The following is a 16,622-nucleotide window of genomic DNA, read 5'->3' as shown; positions in this document are numbered from 1 at the left end:
GTTTTTGCTAACGCTCCTCAGGTTTGCGATGTGCGGGATTTTGGAATACAAAATTGTCCGCTACTACAAACACAAAACGAAGATACAAATTTCAAATTAAAACGTCAGCCCGCATAGCGCAAACCTGATGTTGGCAGTTCGTTGCTCTTTTTTGTCGTCCGTTACTGTCCGCGAATGAAAGATAAAACTGTCTGCCGATGTTTTTGTTATTTGTTTTTCTGTCTGCGCGAAAGAATTGTCCGATGAAAAACTGTCGTTGCGTTTTTGTTTTTTCTTTTCTTCCGTGCGAAACTGTCTTGCGAGAAAAGCGGTCGGAACAAACGCAACTGTCCCGCTGAATTTTTTTATTGCTTGGCTGTCCGCGAATAAATTTGTTTTCTGCCGATGAACAGCGAACAAGAGTTGCAAAGTTGTCTGCCCGAAAAATGTATTTGTATTTATTTGTCACGCTGTCACCAACCGTTGAGCCGTCTTTGTGAGAACCGATTGTCAGTCCCGATAAAGTTTTTCTACAAAGTCAGCGCGGGACTGTCCCCCGAGAAAGTTGTAAACGGAGAAGCTGTCGGAAAGTAAAAGATTGTCGTGGAAAAAGAGACGGACAGTCCCCCGATGACTTTATAAATTGTCGTGATTGATTGTCCGTTTAACATTGCTGCCAACGCTTTGCGGGTTTCTGATGTTGCGGACTTAAATGCTCGTCACTGTCCCCACGCAGCGAAGATAATAGAAAGCAGAAAACTTTCAACTTGCTCGTCACCCGCAATAGCAGAAACCCGCTGTTGGCAGTAGCCCTTCTTTTTTGTCTGTGCGAAACTGTCCACTGCTACAAATTATTTTATTGTCTGTCTGCACTGTCAGTCGGGAATGAAGCCCGATTTTATTTTATCAATTAATTCTGTCAGCCGTTGTCTTTCACTTTTGTCGGTCAAATCAATGACTACGATTTTGTCAATGTCTTTTGTCCCGTGAAATGCGGAGGTCATCGCAAACCAAACACCTTCCTCAAAGTCGTTGTGCCAAGTCGTCATTGGTGAATTTTCAAAGTCGTCTGGTGAAGCAACGCTGTCCCCAACTGCAATTTTTTTCTGAATAACTGTCTGGTCGAAAATGTCGTGAATGAGTTCGCAAGCGTGTCCGACCGCACAGACATAAAGAACATTTTTGTCAATGCACTTGTCCGCAAGTTCGTTGTAAAGTTTTATGTCTTTATCGTGTCCGACTGTTAAGGCGAGCCAGTTGTCTGTCGGAAGTTGCTCAGCCCAGTTGTTTGTCTGTCGGGTAGAGAGATAAAAAATTTGTCTGTCGAAATGTTGTCCCCAATTTTCCATTTAGATAAAGTGTCAAGTTACTCGCCATTGTCCACGAAGCGATAGGGTTACTGCCAACGTTTTGCAAGTTTGCGATGTGCGGGATTTTGGAATACAAAATTGTCTGCCATTACAAACATAAACCGAAGATACAATTTTTCAAACTTAAACGTCAGCCCGCATAGCGCAAACTTGCTGTTATGCACCGTTTTTGTCTGTCGTGGCAGTCCACCGATACACGCGTGACTTTGCAGAAAAAATTGTCGAGACGAAAATGATTGTCCTACGAAATTGTCTACAAGACTGTCACACGGACGAAAACGGAAAACTGTCTACCGTTTTTTAGTCTGACGAGTTTGCAAGTTCTTGCTCAAGTGTCCGTAGTTGTGCTTCTGCTTTTTTAAATGCCTCAATTTTTTGATTAACTGTCGCAACTAAAGAGTTGTCATTTGTCAGCCGAGTGCGCGCATAACCTTGCCCGATGTCCATAATTAATCTGTCGCAAAGAGTTTGTACCTGATTAAATTCTCTTATAATTTCCGTTTTTGTTCTCATAATTTATTTTGTTTGAGTTATTGGATACAATTTGTCAAAATATATTTTGTCTGTTGCTTTGTTAAAAATTATAAGGCGCATATTTCCGCCCTTTACAACTTGCGCTTTGCAATTCTTTCCATAATTGTCTGCTAAGAAATCAGTGTCATTAAAAGTTGCAGAATAAAGTCCAGTGATACTAAATACTCTTAATATTTCTACTTGACTGCGATTATTTTCAATCTCCAATGCTGTCGTGGCGTCCATTGGAATAAATAAATACTGCGTATAACTTTTTGAACTTTGACTGAGGTTATATTTTTTTGTAGTTGGCAATTGTCTGAATTCTACATCCTCAATAACTTTTGGACAAAATGCTGTCAAGCATTGATAGGGAAGAACCTCTCCAATTGCAATAGAAAAACCTTTCTTTTGAATATCGTAATTCACTTGATAATCTGTTCTTCCATTTTCAAAATATCCAGGTCCCGACATTTCAAAATCTTCACCGCCAACTTTATTAAACTCTTTTTGGTAGTAAATTGAATTTAAGTAATTGCTTTTTATTTTTTTTATGCTGTCAAGGAGTGTCTTATATTCTGCCGACTGTTTGAAAACTTCTTTTTTTAAGTCGGAATCGTATGTGTCATTTAGCTTGAAGTAATCAAAAACATTCAAGTTGTATGCGCTTTCAAATGGAACAGCGTCCGCGTATTGGTCATATTTTAACCAACCGTCATCATCAACGGATCTAAAATTAGCGATGATTTGAGTAGGAGTTAAATGAAATTGACTGCTTGTTAAAAATTGTTTTTTCTGATTTTCAGAAATGGTGTCTTGTGGGTAAGCATAGCTTACCAAACTTATTAAAAATGTTACAGCAAACAATTTTATCATCTTTTCTTATTTGTTATTTTTTATGACGGCTATTACAATTCCAACTACTCCTCCTACACCTGTACTTATGTAAATGTTTTGTTTTATTGGTTCCATAATACCATTGCTGATTATGTCCACGAGTGCGTTATCATTGCTTACTGTCCCAAAAAGTGTATCAAGTGGAACATAAGTGCCAACAAAGGGGATTTTTCCAAAAATAAAATACCCAACACCAAATCCGATTATAGCAAATAAAATTCCATAACCGACTAAACTTGCTGTCCCTGTTTCTGATTTGCTCGAATCTTTTTGTTCTGCCGAGTTGTCAGCTGAATTATTACTTGCTCCATCAGAAAACAGTGCGTATATTTTATCCTCCTCTGCTGAGAGTTCAAAGACACTTTCTTTGGAGGTTAAAACATCACAGCCAGTAATTTTATTTTCTTCTCCTAAAGAAATTTTTGTGACCTCTCCCTTTTGAAATTTATTTTCGGGGTCATTGAAAACAATCTTCATTCCAATTTGCATTTCAGAAAAACTAATTTCTTTATAGATTTCTCCTGATTCTTCGATGGTTAAATCAATTAAATCATTATCGGCTGTTGTCGCTTCACAACCAATAATTTTATTCCCTTCACCAATATGAACCTTTTTTATTTTACATTTCACTAAATTGTCATTTGTGTCGGTAAATAAGATTTCTTTTCCTACTTGTAATGTTTTTTTCATTTAAATTATGTTTAAAATGATTGTCGGTGTGTACTTTTTTGTCGTTTTAAAATGGTGCATAACGTTCCGCGGGCTTGCGAAGTGCGGGATTAAAAAACACTTCGCTGTCCGCCAGCACAAAGATAATTAAATACTGAAAACATTTTTTCAAGAAGTAAACCCGCATTGCGCAAGCCCGCTGTTAACCACATCCGCACCCGTCATGCGTTGTAAGAGTTGTTGTCCACCGAGAAATACCGAAAAATAAATGCGAAGCCGTCCGTTTACAAAGCTGTCCGCTGAGAAAAATGCTAATTGTCGAGACAGGTTTTAAGTTTACGGAGCAGAAAAGTTGTCGGGTTACCGAAAGACACAGCAAGGGCAAACTCTTTACGCAAACAATAAAATGAATTTACCTTGAAGTAGTTTGCGGAATGTGTTTGACCTTGCGGGTTTGTGGGTATCCATCCCTTCGGGAGAAGATGGTGTATCGTCACACGCTGTCCATTGACCACTTGGTCTATCAGATTCACTGCCTTGTCAAACCGATTGCCGACTTTGGCAAAAATAGTGTCGGCTTGGGCAAAGCGATAGATCAGTTGGTCTACCTGCCTGCCTGCCGGCACGGTCGGATTCACTTCTTGGTCAATAATAGTGACCTTTTTGTCAAAGCGATTGCCCATTAAAGCAAAAGGATTGCCCATTTGAGCAATCCCTTTGACCTTTTTTGAGAAAAAATGAGGCAAATGCGAAATTGGGGCTATTTTTAGTTCTTAGATACAAGGGCAGGAGGAACAATAGCTTTTGTTCTTCCCGGAAATCTTTGGCTCAAATCCTGATAAATTGCCCTTGCTCCCGGAACATCTTTTTCTGCTGCCACACGCACCGCCTGATAAAATCCGAGAATCCCGTTCAGTGCCTCAACGCCTGCTTCCTGCTGAGTGTCTTCTATTTTTTGAAGAAGCCCCGCGAGCCATTGCTGAATATCTATGAGGTCTTTTTGCAGAGTATAATCTTTTTGGATTTCTGCAAGGTTCACATACCCGGGAACTAATGAAGGATTTGTCTGCGCGTAGCTGATTGCTTTTGCAATAAACGCAACTGTTTTATCGCCCAATTTAATTCCACCTTTGCGCTCATCATTGGTGAGCGAAATCAGGAAAGGCAATTTTGTTGCGATTGCCTGAATAGAAATTTGCACCGCAGTTTTATCTGCTGGCGGAAGTGATGCTGATACTAAGTTTTGTGTTGCCATAGTTTAAAAGTTTAAGGGTTGAGGTTGAATGTTTTGGCGAATGTATAAAATCTTTTGAAACAGGGCACTTGCATTATTTTTTTATAGAAGGGTTAGTTAATTTTCTTTTATCAGTTTGTATAGTCAAGATGCTAATATAATAGTAGCGTCCATTCTACTAATGCGCAGTCCATCCGCCATCAATGGTTATGGATGCGCCAGTGATAAGTTTACTGTTTTCCGATGCAAGATAAAAGGCAAGTTCAGCAATTGCTTCTGTGGTGGTAAATTCTTTTACCGCCTGTTCAGAAAGCATGACTTTTTCCACTACTTCATTCTTCGAAATGCCATGTAATTTAGATAATTCTTCAATTTGTTTTTGGACCAGCGGAGTGATAACATAGCCAGGACAAATTGCATTCACTGTGATTCCATATTTACCTCCTTCCAAAGCCAGCGATTTTGTAAGTCCAACAAGTCCATGCTTTGCCGACACATAAGCCGATTTGAACTCGGAAGCGATCAGCCCGTGTGCCGAAGCAATATTTATGATGCGCCCGAACTTTTTTTCCTTCATTCCTTTCCATACGGCTTTTGAGGTATGAAATGCTGCGGTAAGAATTGTCCCAATTATATCATTCCATTTTTCTTCCGGAAATTCTTCAATGGGTGCCACATGTTGTATGCCTGCATTGTTCACCAATACCTCAATGGTTCCAAATTTTTTTTCACCTTCCGAAATTAACTTCCTTATTTCCTCTCCCTTGAGCATATTGGCGGGTGAAAAAAATGTTTTTACTTGGTGTTGTTCGCCAATTTCTTTGGCAAGAGCGGGTCCTTCTTTTTCTAATCCGTTAAAAATTATATTATAACCTCCGCGGGCAAATCGTTTTGCAATTGCCAATCCTATGCCGCTGGTGCTTCCAGTGATTAATGCGGTTTTGTTTTCCATTTCAGGAATTTATTTTCCCCGAGAAATTAATACATATACTGTCCGCCATTGATAGAGAGGTCTGCACCCGTGATAAAAGCAGCATCATCGGAAGTGAGATAAGAAACGGCAGCGGCAATCTCTTGGGGCTTTGCCAAACGCCCCATTGGAATTTGCGCGATTATTTTTTGAAGAACTTCCGGAGGTATTCCGGTAAGTAAAGGAGTGGCTGTATAGCCCGGTGAAATGCTGTTTACGGTGATGCCATATTTTACTGCTTCCAACGCAAGGGATTTTACAAATCCATACATACCGGCTTTGGATGCCGAGTAATTGCATAATCCATAACCCCCTTTGTGTCCGTTAACGGATGAGATGCAGATGATGCGACCCCATTTTCGTTCTATCATCTGGTTAATGACTAAGCGTGAGCAGACAAATATGCTGTTCAGATTAGTGTTGATGACTTCATACCATTGCTGCGGAGTCATTTTTCTGAGCAGGGCATCGCGGGAAATACCGACATTGTTGATGAGTACATCAATGTTGCCTATTTCTTCTTCCACTTTTTTTATCATCATTTCTGCCGATTTGTAACTTTCTACATCTCCCTGAACTATTTTCACATCAATGCCCATTTGCAACTGGTTATCGCGCCATTGCTTCGCCATTTCGCGCCATTTCATGGCTTTGGTAAAGTTTCTGTAATTGGCGACTACTGTAAATCCATCTTTGTAAAGCCGTTCGCAGATGGCTGTTCCCATGCCTCCTGTTCCTCCTGTTACCAGCGCTACTTTATTTTTTTTGATTCTCATATCTTCTATGAATTACAGCTCATCCTAAATCCTTTCCAAAGTGAAATAATTTTTAAAATAATTTTGTAAATGTAGTAATTCTTCTCTTCCCTTTTCCCAAAGGGACTCATGCGAGCGTGAATAGAGATGGGCTTTTACATTTTTTCCTTTACATAACTTCCCGGTGCTGATTCAATCTCTTTGTATTTTTTGCTGCCGAGTTTTGCGGGAACATTTATTTGCTTACCTGAATGTGCTTTCAGCCATTTTGCCCAGTGCAGCCACCATGTTTCTTGATGATGTTGTGCTGTGCTGCGAAAATGTGCTAAGTCCTTTCCGAGTTTCCCATTGCTGTAATATCCGTATTTGCCATTTGACTTGCCATTTGGCGGATTGATAATTCCTGCCACATGACCTGATTCTCCTATTACAAATTCTACTTCACCTCCCACCAGACGGGTGGTGTTAAATGCCGTGTGGCAGGGAGAAATATGGTCTTCTGCGGTGCCTATTACATAGCAAGGAGTTTTGATTTTACTCATGTCAACCGGAGTGCCACAAATCTTCAACTCATTTTTTTTGCTTAACTTATTTTCTAGAATAACATGCCTCAGATAATAGAAATACATATTGCCGGGCAGGTTGGTGTTATCATTTGTCCAGTGAAGAATAGGAAACGGAAGAGGTTCTTTGCCCATCAGGTAGTTGTTGGACACATAATTCCAAATTAAATCTTTGGCGCGAATCATATTAAAGGCATTGGTCATATCACTTCCTTTCAGTATTCCGTCCTTGCCAATTTCTTTTTCTAATTTTTCCACCAATGGCAAATCCACCACTGCGCTCAAGGGTCCGAAGTCGGAAAAGTCGTGCATCGTGGCAAGGAAAGTGGCGGTGTTGAGAGGAGATTTGAGATTTGAGATTTGAGATTTGAGATTTTTTATTCGTCCCTTGTCCCTCGCCTCTTGTCCCTTTTCTTCTCTTGCAGCAAGTATTGCGTTCACACCGCCCAGCAAAGTTCCTCCGATGCAGTAACCCAGTGCATTTACTTTTTTCTGACCGGTGATTTCGCGAATGACCGCCATTGCATCGAGCAATCCCTTTTGCGCGTAATCGTCAAAGGAAAGTTTTCCCATCTCGCCTTTTGGCACGCGCCATGAAATCATAAATACGGTGAAACCCTGCTGAACAGCAAAGCGGACAAAAGAATTTTCCGGCTCCAAGTCCAGAATGTAATAACGGTTAATCCACGGTGGAATAATCAACAACGGAAATTGAGAAACCTTTTTTGTGAGTGGTTTGTATTGGATGAGTTGGATGAGTTCGTTTTGAAAAACTACGCTGCCCGGTGTGGTAGCAAGATTTTTTCCCACTTCAAAGGCAGAGAAATTGGTTTGGCTGATTCTGCCTTGCTTCATATCGTGGAGGAGATTTTTAAATCCTTTCTTTAAACTTTCTCCTCCGGTTTGCTGCGCCAGTTTGAGGGCTTCGGGATTGGTAGTAAGAAAGTTTGCAGGAGAAAGAGCATCAATGTATAGTTGCGAGTAAAACTTTAATTTCTTTTTTGTGGCATCATCTATGGCGGACTGTTCCAGTATCTCATGCAACAATTCAGAAGCCATCAGATAAGTTTGTTTGATATAGTAAAAATAGTAAGGGGCTTCGTTCCATTCGGGAGATTTAAACCGTTTATCGCCATTGGAGGGGGGCTGGCTTCCGCTTTGCGTATGTTGATTTATTTCCTGCCACAATCCTATCTGCTTTTTATAGAAGTTAAGATAGCAGTTTTGTAGTTTAGACAATTCTACAGGATTGGAATTTATATTGCCTGACAAGGAAGCAAGTCCTGACATCACGTCCTTAGCGGAATGGATGATATTGGGCATGCTGTCAAGATATGCTTTTGAAATCTTCTGGCCTGCTTCTGCCATGTCTTTCAGCATCTGTTCTATTTCGGAAATGTTTTTTTGTTTTTCAGTCATGTTTTTTATTCTTGCATAAATTTATTTCTTCTTTGTACTTTTCAGATTTCCGGAAAAAAAGTATTCTGTTTTTGTCTTTCCTTTTTTATCGGTTATGGTGGCAGTTCCTCCTATGATTTCTTTGGTAACAGTGCCCTTCCATTTAATTACTTCATTATCTTTATTTTTGCCTTCAGATTCAAAGCGTATTACCATGCTGCCTGATGAGGAATCAACAGATGCCGTATAAGGATTATCCGTAAATCCTGTTTTCTCTGAGATAACCTTTACATTAATTTTTTCTGACTTAAAGATAATGTCATCCTTTACGGGTTTCGCTTTTTTCTTTTGCTCGGTAAATTCCGCTTCAAAAACTTTGCCGGCAAGGAGCTTGTCTTTTTCTTTCTTCTGTGCATACGCAGCAGAGTGAAAGGAAAATGCCAGTGCTGTAATGCTGTAATACAAAATTATTTTTTTCATGGTTTTCAATTTATTCCCCATAGATGGGATTGTTGTTTATTGGTTGGCATTCGTTGGGTCTTGTAATTTCATTAATTCATTAATGCATTTGTAATAGGCATCGCGCGCGCCTTCGGCTCGTTCTGCCCTGGAGTAGTGGCTCGTTGCATGGTAGCGGTTAATGTCTTTGCTTAATTTTTGTATCTCGCTAGTAAGCCAGTCCATAATTTCTTTACGCTGCTCGGGGTTCAAGGTGTTTTCTTTTTTCATTTCATATTCTCAATAAATCAGAATTTCGCTTTGCTCAGCATTTTTTGTTCTTTGTTCTTTTTGATGTACTCAATGGCCTCGCCCACAGTGCTGATTTTTTCTGCCTCCTCATCAGGAATCGTGATATTGAATTCCTTCTCAAACTCCATGATGAGTTCCACTGTATCGAGCGAATCAGCACCAAGGTCATTCATGAAACTTGCCTCTGGAGTAATTTCTTTTTGGTCAATCCTGAGTTTATCGTAAATGATTGCTTTAATTTTTCCATTAATGTCTATTGTTTTTGTCATGGCTTAGTTATTTTTCACATGGATTGTTTTTTGCAGGGCAGTGATTTGCGCTTCCATATCAGATTTGAGATTTATGACTTGTGATTTGAGTTGAGCGGCTGTTTCTTTTTCAATGGATGATTTTAAGTCATCCATCCTTGAACCTAACCTTTTCATGGTATCATCTTGTTTGCTGACAGTTGCTGCTGCCTGCTGCCACTTTTTATTTAATTCGTCATTTGTCGTTTGTAATTCTCCCATGATTTGAATTTTCGATTCAGCGAGTTTATTACTTAAATTGCCTGTCGCTTTTTGATACACCAGCAGGTCATCTTTTAGTTCGGTGAGTTGAACGCTCAATACGCTGAATGCTTTTTTATTTTCATGGAGCATTGTTTCATTTTCGTAGAGGTTCTTTCTCAATTTATCAAGATGCTTTTTATAGGATATAATCAGCCAGACCAGCAAGGAGGCAAAAATCAGTATGGCAAGAAGCCCAAGCACGAGCGATGTTTGAATGATGCTTCGGTGCCTGTTCAGGCGGTCATTCGCTTGCTGCTGCCCCTCTGCTAATTGGGCAATGGTTCCTTCAATGGTTCCCGCCAGCAACATTTTTTGAAGATTGATTTTATTATCGGCTGTTTGATAGAGTTGTTGGATGCTGTCCAGCCCGGCATTCAGCGTATTGTTTTGCGCTGCGAGTTCTTTTTTCAGTTGGGCGTTTTCCTGTTTGAGGGTTTTTAGTTCATGATTCAGAATGGCTACTTGGGCATCAGTGGAAGATTGGGCGGTTACGAATAACGAATGGGTTACGAATGTTACGAATAATAACGCCAATCGTACATTGTACATTGTACATTGTACTTTTGTTTTAATTGTTTTCATGATTGTTTGTTGTTTGGTTCGTTTGTTCTGCTTATGATTTCTCTGCGCTTTTGGTGCAGGGCATGGAGCCATACTTTCATTTCATCCGTTAGAATATTGGAAGCATTTGGTTTTTGAATTTCTTTGTGCAATTTATCTTCCAATTCGCTGATTTGTTTTTCTACCGCTTCTAAAATTGAATGGTTGCTCATTGATTATGTGTTACAATAAAAAAATGGAATAACGAAATATTGAAATGTTGGGAGATTCCCCAATATTCCATTCTTCCACCATTCCATTCTTCCCGTCTGTTTCTTATTTGTCTTTTTCCCACCAGTTGGAAATCCAATTATTGTACGCCTGCAGTCCTTTGCTGTGAAATTGCATCAGCGTATCAATCTGCGTGATGATGTTTTTTGAAAAACGCTTGTTGAAATTAACCGATAGGTTGAGATGGTTATTATATACCTCCACCGCTTTTTTCATATCACTTGTAGAAAGTTCAATGCTCTGTTCAAAATTTTTCTGCTGCAGGGCAATGAATTGTTCATAGTTGAATTTATCGGTTGCATAGGACTGATTCAATTGCTCCACACTTTTTTTGTTGAAGTCAACAATCTGGTTCACCCGTTGCAGATGGGAATCAATGAGGGTGTCAATCGCTTCTTCCGACAGTTGCAACGAACTGCTCAAGCAACTGCTGATTTCATCTAAATGTGAAGTATCCATCTGATGTTTTTTCATCTGCTCGCGGAGTTCTTTCACATACTCCTTGTTGACTTCAATGGCGCGTTCGTACTGCTTGGTGCAGGTGTCAATGACTGCGCGGATGTTTTCTTTTGCCTCCTCGCTGGCTCCATCCAATTTGGATTTCAGTCCTTCGAGTTGCTCAGAGATAGTTTTTTTTGCTTCCGATGTATCAGAAACTTTTTTTGTTTTTGGTTCTTCTACTGTTGTCATGGCTCATAAAAATTAAAGTGTTAATTGTTATTATTGTTTGTTGGTTTTGTTTGTTTTTCCATCTGTGGCTTTTTCTTTAGCGAATGGATTCCAACTTGATTTGGATTTTTCCTGCTCAAAGTTTTTCAGGGAGTCATTGAAGAGTTGGGTGTTCATTTCTGTTATGGCATCAAATTGCTTTGTGATGCTGCGGAGCAATTGTTCACTTGCCTTTTGAGTAAACTCCGCTTCCTTATTATAGGTGTCAATCAGGTTTTTGATGGTTTGCTCTGATGTTTTGATGGCGCTTCCCATAAGCCCTTTAAATTGCTCGGAAGATGCTTTAAGATTTTCTTCCTTATATATAGTGCTTAAAAATTGCGCGCCCGATTCGTTGAGCAGAGCGGACTGTTTTTTGAAAATGCTGAGCACCGCTTCTGTAACTTCCTTGCTCACAGGCGAAAAAAAGGATTCTTCTTCGCTCCATGAACGGAATATTTTTTCAGTCACCTCTTTGGAGAGTTTGCTGGTCTCCGTTAATGTGCGCTGATAATTTTCCATGTTCTTTTTCAGCAAGTCGGAAGCGGCTTCGTAGTTCTTTGAAAAGTCGGTCTTGAGCGTGCTTCCAACAAAATTGTTGTACCACTCGGCAGAAGTGGAGAGTTGCTTGTTGTACGCTTCCAGAATGGAGAGCGATGCCTGCTTGTAAATGTCGGCAGTGGATTTGAATGCTTCCTGCATTTGCTCCGCTGCGCTTGCGAATGTTTTTTCTTTTGTTTCCATGATGATGATTTGTTGTTTGTTGATTGTTGTTTTGGTTATTGTTATTTACTGGTTACCAATAAACGAATCTGTTACGAATGTTACGAATAATACAAACGTCTGATTAGTAAAATTCGTAACAGATTAGTAATTAGTAACCCGTTACACTTTTTCTTTTTCGTCCTTAGGATTTTTCCACCACTCCGATGCCCAATTCGTGAATCGGTCAAGCCCCCTGCTCTGAATCTGGAACATGGCTTCTACCTGAGTGTTTACATTTTCAGCAAATGTTTTGTTGAAGTTCAGCGCCAGGTTGGTGTGCTTGTTGTAGAACTCCAATATTTCTTTGGTGTTCTTGCTGGTTAGCTGATGTGAGCGTTCAAAGTTCTCATGAATCAATTCCAAAAACTTGTCGGCATTTGCGGGATTTGATTCTTTTACCGCTTCCACGAGTTGGCTGTTGAAATCCACGGTGAGTTCCATCTGGCGGGTGTAGGAATTGATGATGGCATCGTAAGCGTCTTCCGCCAGTTCCACCGATTTTACAAAGGTGTGTTTCAGGTTGCCGGCAACCTTCTCATCCACTTCCTGCAGGTCAAGATTTTTCTTGATACCCTCAAAAATTTTTGCATTGGCATCCAAGGCGTTTTCCATTTGTTTGGAACTTGCGCCAATCAGTTCGCGGATAGTTTCTTTTGATTTCTCTGCAAAGCCAGAAATGTTTTTTTTAATCTTCTCGGCTTTTTCATAGGTGCTTTTTGTTTTTTCTTTTGTTTCCATGATGATGATTTGTTTTTTGTTTTTGTTACATAAAATTGTTTTTAATAAAATGGGAGGCGAATGTAATACATATTTTTGAATACGCGCAACATTTTCTTCAACTTTTTATATGTGCCTCCGATAGACTATTCATTGCGACAACTTCCGCTTTCATTGCATTGACTGTGCCAGTCATCGTGATGCCATACACTTTCTTCGCATTGATTGCGCCAGTGGTCGTGATGAAATACGCTGTCTTTGTGACCATTTCTACTGTCTTTGTAATGACTGCACAAGTCGACCTAATCACTGAGTTTATCCTGACGAAGGAAGGGTTAGTTATCGTAATAACTTCCGCTACTTTCGCATTGATTGCGACAGTGATTGCATTGCCATACACTTTCTTCGTATTGATTGCGTCAGTCATTGCATATTATGGTATAACCACAGTAATCACATCGCTCCAAGCTGGCTCCTCGCTGCCTGCTGCCACAGTGGGCTTGCCTAGAATGACAGGAACCACCGCTGCAAAGCGGAAACTATGCTCAACCGCGCTTTTCAGGTTCGTTATGATTACTTCTGCTCCAATGGTGGCAATGGGGAACGACCATGTTTTGCCTCCATCAGCCGACCATTGCCAGAGGTATGCCGCTCTTCTTCCTGCCGAAACGGTGCGCAGGTGAGCCAGCCCTTTATCGGTATCCACCACTTCAAAAGAACGCTGGTGTTTTACAAATGCTTTTTTGATTCCGAAGCCCACGCTGGTAATTATCTGTACGGCAATGGAGGTATCGCCTGCCGCTTTTTTATTGGCAAACCCTTCTACAAAAGCAGCCGTGTCTAAAAGCGTGTTCTGCACGGTGGCTGACTGGTCGAGTTCCAACGCGGTGAGGTTGCCCGATTTATTGGTTTCGCGGGTGGTGTGCGTATTTTCCAGTGCGCTTGCCTGCAGCAGCATATCGGCAGTGGTTACTGGAAGTTTTGCAATATCGGCAGGTGTAAAATTAGGATTTGCCGGAGGTCCGTTGAATCCTTTTACAATGGCGCGTAATAAAGATACGAGACCGGGTGAATCAAGTGTTTGAAGATTGAGGGCGATTTTAACCCGCTTGATGATTTTTTTCATAGAGATGTTTTGGTTTTAGTTGTTTGTTTGATTATGAGTAAGGGTGTATAAAAAGCAAAAATCCCTTTCTGCTTTGCAGAAAAGGACTCTGGAAATTTTTTATGAAATGATTACGGCTGTTTAGCTGTTGGGCTGTTGGGCTGTTGGGCTGTGTAAACATGGGGCGCAAAGATAAACTAATTTTTAATCGCCAAACATTTTTTTTACCTTCGTTGTCAGGTGTCCGGCTGTTAAATTTCGGGGCGCGTTTACAATTGATTCTTGAGTTTGCTCTTTGGCGCGCGCAGGGAAAAAGCTGTCTGCGCGAAAGCAGCGATGAAGTGTTGCGAAATCTGCCGTGATTTTTTTTATACTGTCTGTGCATACGCAACTATAAACTGAGTGAAAAGCTGTCTGCCGTTCATTTTGCCTTTACTTTTTGGCCAAAGGATTACAAAGTTGTCTGCCGAAAACTGAATTGTCCGGCTGTTTTTTCATTTGTATTTGTCTGCGGTGAGTGCCTGCGCAAGTGTCCGCGAAGCGCGGAACAGCCACCCCATGAACCTGTATTTTTTTGTTGAGCGCACGTGACAGTCTCCCGAGCACTTTACTGTCTAACGTGATAGGGCGGGCGCATTGTATTTAACGGTTTGCGGGTTTAAGAAGTGGCGGATTAAATGCTCGTCACTGTCCCCCGCTACAAAAGTAAATTAATTGCACACACTTTCAATTTGCTCGTCAGCCGCCATTTCTTAAACCCGCTGTTATGCCCTGTGCTTTTTTATTTTCTGTCGTGCTGTCCACGAGTGCACAACTGTCCGCCACTACAAACGCACACCGATAACTAAAATGTCGTCAACTTGTTCTGTCCCTGCTTTCCAATTTTCTATAAAGTCATCTAAATATTTTTCTTGTTCCTGCATTGTCTTGGTTTGAATGTCGAGCAATATTTCTTTGAACCTTTTTGTCATAAGTTTTTTTCCATCCTGTCCGCTGAATGTGTCTGCGTAGCCGTCAGTAGATAAATAAAAAGTGTCGCCTTGCTGTAATTTTATTTCGTGACTGTCGAAGTGTTGGTTGTCCTCTGTGAAACCGCCAATTGCTTTTTTGGTTGCTTTAATTTCTTCAACAACTGTCTGCCCGTTACGGATAATCCAAAGCGGTCGGTTTGCGCCAGCGTATTTTACAACACGCGCGTCTGTGTCTACGGAGCAAAGCGCAATGTCCATTCCGTCACGCGTTGATTCGTTGCTGTCTGTCTGGTGAAGCGAAACTTTTATTCCTTTATTTAGATGTGAAAGAATTTTGGAAGTGTCTGCGCTGTGCGCCAAAGCGTCATCTAATTTCTCTGAACCTATCATACTCATAAATGCTCCAGGAACTCCGTGTCCTGTGCAGTCAGCAGATGCAATAAAAACTGCTTTGTCATTTTTATGGAAGTAATAAAAGTCACCACTCACAATATCTTTTGGTTTAAAAAGCACAAAACTGTCTGGCAAGGCATAGTAAATTATTTCCTTGCTTGGAAGTTTTGCTTGCTGTATTCTTTTTGCATAGTTGATGCTGTCGGTGATGTCTTCGTTTTTTTCTTGAATGATTTTATTTTTATCCGCTAAAAGCAAATTAGCTTTTTGCTTTTGCTTGTATCCTCTGAAAATAAAAAAGGCAAGTGTGAGCATTAGTATTAGACCTGCCGAAACAGAATAAATAATTATTTTTTGTTGTTTGACTTCTGCTATATGTTCAGATTCTTTTTTTGCGCCTTCTACCTTTCTGATTTTTTCTTCTTGTTCTGCCAGATATTGATTTTGAAGTTTTGCAATTTTAGTTGCCATATCACCACCAGACATACTGTCTTTTATGTCAGAATATAACTTATAATATTCCAATGCCTTCATATGTTGCCCTAATTTTTCATATGTCTCCGACAGTCCGCTATACATTTCTTTTAAAAAATATTTTTGCTTTGATTCCTTTGATAGTGATGCCCCATTATTCAAATATTCTAAAGCTTCGGAATATTTTTTTTGTTTGATTAAAACTTTTCCGATTGCAACATAAGCAATACTAACATTTTGACTTTCTTCGAGTTGTTGAAATAATTTTGATGATGCAAAATAATTTTTTAACGCCTCAGGGTAATTTTTCTGATACAAATACATTTCTCCAATGTAATATCGAGCACTTGCAATTCCTTGTTTATCCCCTAATTCTTCGAATATTTTTATAGTAGTAATATAATTTTTTCTCGCTTCAGAGTAATAACTATTTGCCATTGCTGTATCTCCAAGTTTTTGGGAATGATTACCTTCTTCGCTATAAATCACCCCTGTGTTGCCGTAATAATAAGCAAGACGCTTTTTATTTCCTCCTATTTCTTCTTGTATTTTCAGTGCCTTTGAAGAATTTTTGAGGGCTTCGGAATAATTGTTTTGTGACAAATAAACACTGGCGATATTATTATAAGCCCAAGCGATTTCTTTTTTGTCACCGATTTCTTCGGATATTTTTAATGCTTGCAAATGGTTTTTAAGGGCTTCTGAATAATTATCTTTATTACCATAATAAAATGCAATTTTATCATAAGCACTTGCCTCTCCCTTTTTAAAATTCAATTTTTCAGAAAGAAATAAAGCGATACTGGCATATTGCATTATTTTTTCATACTCTCCTTTATCTATAAGCTCACCACATAATGTATTTATGGTAGGACTTTCGCAACAAAGGTAAAAAACATTCGGAATAAACAAGCAGATGTTGAAAAAATAAAATCAGGCAGAGAGATAGCAAGGGCAAAATAAATCATCATAGCGGTTCACCAAAACGAACTTCTATGAAAACAACATT

At 39.9% G+C, this 16,622-nt stretch carries 21 protein-coding genes; all 21 read right to left on the bottom strand.

Annotation, left to right across the window (positions count from 1 at the left end; all coding sequences use genetic code 11):
* Positions 1-96: 96 nt before the first annotated feature.
* Positions 97-399 (bottom strand): hypothetical protein, encoded by a 303-nt coding sequence (locus HY063_05285; protein MBI3501189.1) that lies wholly within the window; start codon positions 397-399, stop codon positions 97-99.
* Positions 400-854: 455 nt separating this feature from the next.
* Entirely contained in the window at positions 855-1,328 is a 474-nt protein-coding gene (locus tag HY063_05280; GenBank protein ID MBI3501188.1) for a hypothetical protein, read from the bottom strand.
* A 321-nt stretch (positions 1,329-1,649) separates the two neighbouring features.
* Positions 1,650-1,862, bottom strand: coding sequence for a hypothetical protein (locus HY063_05275; GenBank protein ID MBI3501187.1), 213 nt, complete (start codon positions 1,860-1,862; stop codon positions 1,650-1,652).
* A 3-nt stretch (positions 1,863-1,865) separates the two neighbouring features.
* A complete protein-coding gene (locus tag HY063_05270) occupies positions 1,866-2,738 on the bottom strand; it encodes a hypothetical protein (protein MBI3501186.1) in 873 nt (290 codons plus the stop codon).
* Positions 2,739-2,744: 6 nt separating this feature from the next.
* Positions 2,745-3,449, bottom strand: a complete 705-nt coding sequence (locus HY063_05265) for a hypothetical protein (protein ID MBI3501185.1) — start codon at positions 3,447-3,449, stop codon at positions 2,745-2,747.
* A gap of 290 nt (positions 3,450-3,739) precedes the next feature.
* Positions 3,740-4,174: a hypothetical protein gene (locus HY063_05260; GenBank protein ID MBI3501184.1), complete on the bottom strand. Its 435-nt coding sequence runs from the start codon at positions 4,172-4,174 to the stop codon at positions 3,740-3,742.
* Positions 4,175-4,194: 20 nt separating this feature from the next.
* Positions 4,195-4,683 (bottom strand): hypothetical protein, encoded by a 489-nt coding sequence (locus HY063_05255; GenBank protein ID MBI3501183.1) that lies wholly within the window; start codon positions 4,681-4,683, stop codon positions 4,195-4,197.
* Between the two features lie 157 nt (positions 4,684-4,840).
* Positions 4,841-5,614 (bottom strand): 3-hydroxybutyrate dehydrogenase, encoded by a 774-nt coding sequence (locus HY063_05250; protein MBI3501182.1) that lies wholly within the window; start codon positions 5,612-5,614, stop codon positions 4,841-4,843.
* Positions 5,615-5,640: 26 nt separating this feature from the next.
* Positions 5,641-6,408: an acetoacetyl-CoA reductase gene (gene phbB / locus HY063_05245; protein ID MBI3501181.1), complete on the bottom strand. Its 768-nt coding sequence runs from the start codon at positions 6,406-6,408 to the stop codon at positions 5,641-5,643.
* A 134-nt stretch (positions 6,409-6,542) separates the two neighbouring features.
* Entirely contained in the window at positions 6,543-8,369 is a 1,827-nt protein-coding gene (locus tag HY063_05240; GenBank protein ID MBI3501180.1) for a class I poly(R)-hydroxyalkanoic acid synthase, read from the bottom strand.
* A 21-nt stretch (positions 8,370-8,390) separates the two neighbouring features.
* Positions 8,391-8,828: a hypothetical protein gene (locus HY063_05235; protein ID MBI3501179.1), complete on the bottom strand. Its 438-nt coding sequence runs from the start codon at positions 8,826-8,828 to the stop codon at positions 8,391-8,393.
* 36 nt (positions 8,829-8,864) lie between these two features.
* Complete coding sequence (locus tag HY063_05230; GenBank protein ID MBI3501178.1) at positions 8,865-9,077, bottom strand: hypothetical protein; 213 nt, start codon at positions 9,075-9,077, stop codon at positions 8,865-8,867.
* A 17-nt stretch (positions 9,078-9,094) separates the two neighbouring features.
* Positions 9,095-9,367, bottom strand: a complete 273-nt coding sequence (locus HY063_05225) for an acyl carrier protein (protein ID MBI3501177.1) — start codon at positions 9,365-9,367, stop codon at positions 9,095-9,097.
* A gap of 3 nt (positions 9,368-9,370) precedes the next feature.
* Positions 9,371-10,231 carry a hypothetical protein gene (locus HY063_05220; protein ID MBI3501176.1) on the bottom strand — a complete coding sequence of 287 codons (861 nt, stop codon included), beginning with the start codon at positions 10,229-10,231 and terminating at the stop codon, positions 9,371-9,373.
* Complete coding sequence (locus HY063_05215) at positions 10,228-10,422, bottom strand: hypothetical protein (protein MBI3501175.1); 195 nt, start codon at positions 10,420-10,422, stop codon at positions 10,228-10,230. The genes HY063_05220 and HY063_05215 overlap by 4 nt, the downstream gene beginning before the upstream one ends.
* 103 nt (positions 10,423-10,525) lie before the next feature.
* A complete protein-coding gene (locus tag HY063_05210; protein ID MBI3501174.1) occupies positions 10,526-11,170 on the bottom strand; it encodes a hypothetical protein in 645 nt (214 codons plus the stop codon).
* 30 nt (positions 11,171-11,200) lie between these two features.
* The gene (locus HY063_05205) at positions 11,201-11,932 is read right to left on the bottom strand and encodes a hypothetical protein (protein MBI3501173.1); all 732 of its coding nucleotides are present in this window, start codon (positions 11,930-11,932) and stop codon (positions 11,201-11,203) included.
* 141 nt (positions 11,933-12,073) lie between these two features.
* Positions 12,074-12,691: a hypothetical protein gene (locus HY063_05200; protein ID MBI3501172.1), complete on the bottom strand. Its 618-nt coding sequence runs from the start codon at positions 12,689-12,691 to the stop codon at positions 12,074-12,076.
* 97 nt (positions 12,692-12,788) lie between these two features.
* Complete coding sequence (locus HY063_05195; GenBank protein ID MBI3501171.1) at positions 12,789-12,938, bottom strand: hypothetical protein; 150 nt, start codon at positions 12,936-12,938, stop codon at positions 12,789-12,791.
* A gap of 165 nt (positions 12,939-13,103) precedes the next feature.
* On the bottom strand, positions 13,104-13,796 hold the full coding sequence (locus HY063_05190) for a hypothetical protein (protein ID MBI3501170.1): 693 nt from the start codon (positions 13,794-13,796) through the stop codon (positions 13,104-13,106).
* Between the two features lie 803 nt (positions 13,797-14,599).
* A complete protein-coding gene (locus tag HY063_05185; protein ID MBI3501169.1) occupies positions 14,600-16,429 on the bottom strand; it encodes a tetratricopeptide repeat protein in 1,830 nt (609 codons plus the stop codon).
* Positions 16,430-16,622: the final 193 nt, after the last annotated feature.

This window comes from Bacteroidota bacterium (genome assembly GCA_016195025.1).
In the GTDB taxonomy this organism is placed as follows: domain Bacteria; phylum Bacteroidota; class Bacteroidia; order Palsa-948; family Palsa-948; genus Palsa-948.
The sequence above is the reverse complement of the archived record's forward strand: the minus strand, read 5'-3'. Positions and strand labels throughout refer to the sequence as shown.

Coding starts and splice junctions, on each gene's coding strand:
- HY063_05280 (MBI3501188.1), bottom strand. CDS start 1,328: ATGGAAAATTGGGGACAACATTTCGACAGACAAATTTTTTATCTCTCT.
- HY063_05275 (MBI3501187.1), bottom strand. CDS start 1,862: ATGAGAACAAAAACGGAAATTATAAGAGAATTTAATCAGGTACAAACT.
- HY063_05270 (MBI3501186.1), bottom strand. CDS start 2,738: ATGATAAAATTGTTTGCTGTAACATTTTTAATAAGTTTGGTAAGCTAT.
- HY063_05265 (MBI3501185.1), bottom strand. CDS start 3,449: ATGAAAAAAACATTACAAGTAGGAAAAGAAATCTTATTTACCGACACA.
- HY063_05255 (MBI3501183.1), bottom strand. CDS start 4,683: ATGGCAACACAAAACTTAGTATCAGCATCACTTCCGCCAGCAGATAAA.
- HY063_05250 (MBI3501182.1), bottom strand. CDS start 5,614: ATGGAAAACAAAACCGCATTAATCACTGGAAGCACCAGCGGCATAGGA.
- phbB (MBI3501181.1), bottom strand. CDS start 6,408: ATGAGAATCAAAAAAAATAAAGTAGCGCTGGTAACAGGAGGAACAGGA.
- HY063_05240 (MBI3501180.1), bottom strand. CDS start 8,369: ATGACTGAAAAACAAAAAAACATTTCCGAAATAGAACAGATGCTGAAA.
- HY063_05235 (MBI3501179.1), bottom strand. CDS start 8,828: ATGAAAAAAATAATTTTGTATTACAGCATTACAGCACTGGCATTTTCC.
- HY063_05230 (MBI3501178.1), bottom strand. CDS start 9,077: ATGAAAAAAGAAAACACCTTGAACCCCGAGCAGCGTAAAGAAATTATG.
- HY063_05225 (MBI3501177.1), bottom strand. CDS start 9,367: ATGACAAAAACAATAGACATTAATGGAAAAATTAAAGCAATCATTTAC.
- HY063_05220 (MBI3501176.1), bottom strand. CDS start 10,231: ATGAAAACAATTAAAACAAAAGTACAATGTACAATGTACAATGTACGA.
- HY063_05215 (MBI3501175.1), bottom strand. CDS start 10,422: ATGAGCAACCATTCAATTTTAGAAGCGGTAGAAAAACAAATCAGCGAA.
- HY063_05210 (MBI3501174.1), bottom strand. CDS start 11,170: ATGACAACAGTAGAAGAACCAAAAACAAAAAAAGTTTCTGATACATCG.
- HY063_05205 (MBI3501173.1), bottom strand. CDS start 11,932: ATGGAAACAAAAGAAAAAACATTCGCAAGCGCAGCGGAGCAAATGCAG.
- HY063_05200 (MBI3501172.1), bottom strand. CDS start 12,691: ATGGAAACAAAAGAAAAAACAAAAAGCACCTATGAAAAAGCCGAGAAG.
- HY063_05195 (MBI3501171.1), bottom strand. CDS start 12,938: ATGGTCACAAAGACAGCGTATTTCATCACGACCACTGGCGCAATCAAT.
- HY063_05190 (MBI3501170.1), bottom strand. CDS start 13,796: ATGAAAAAAATCATCAAGCGGGTTAAAATCGCCCTCAATCTTCAAACA.
- HY063_05185 (MBI3501169.1), bottom strand. CDS start 16,429: ATGCAATATGCCAGTATCGCTTTATTTCTTTCTGAAAAATTGAATTTT.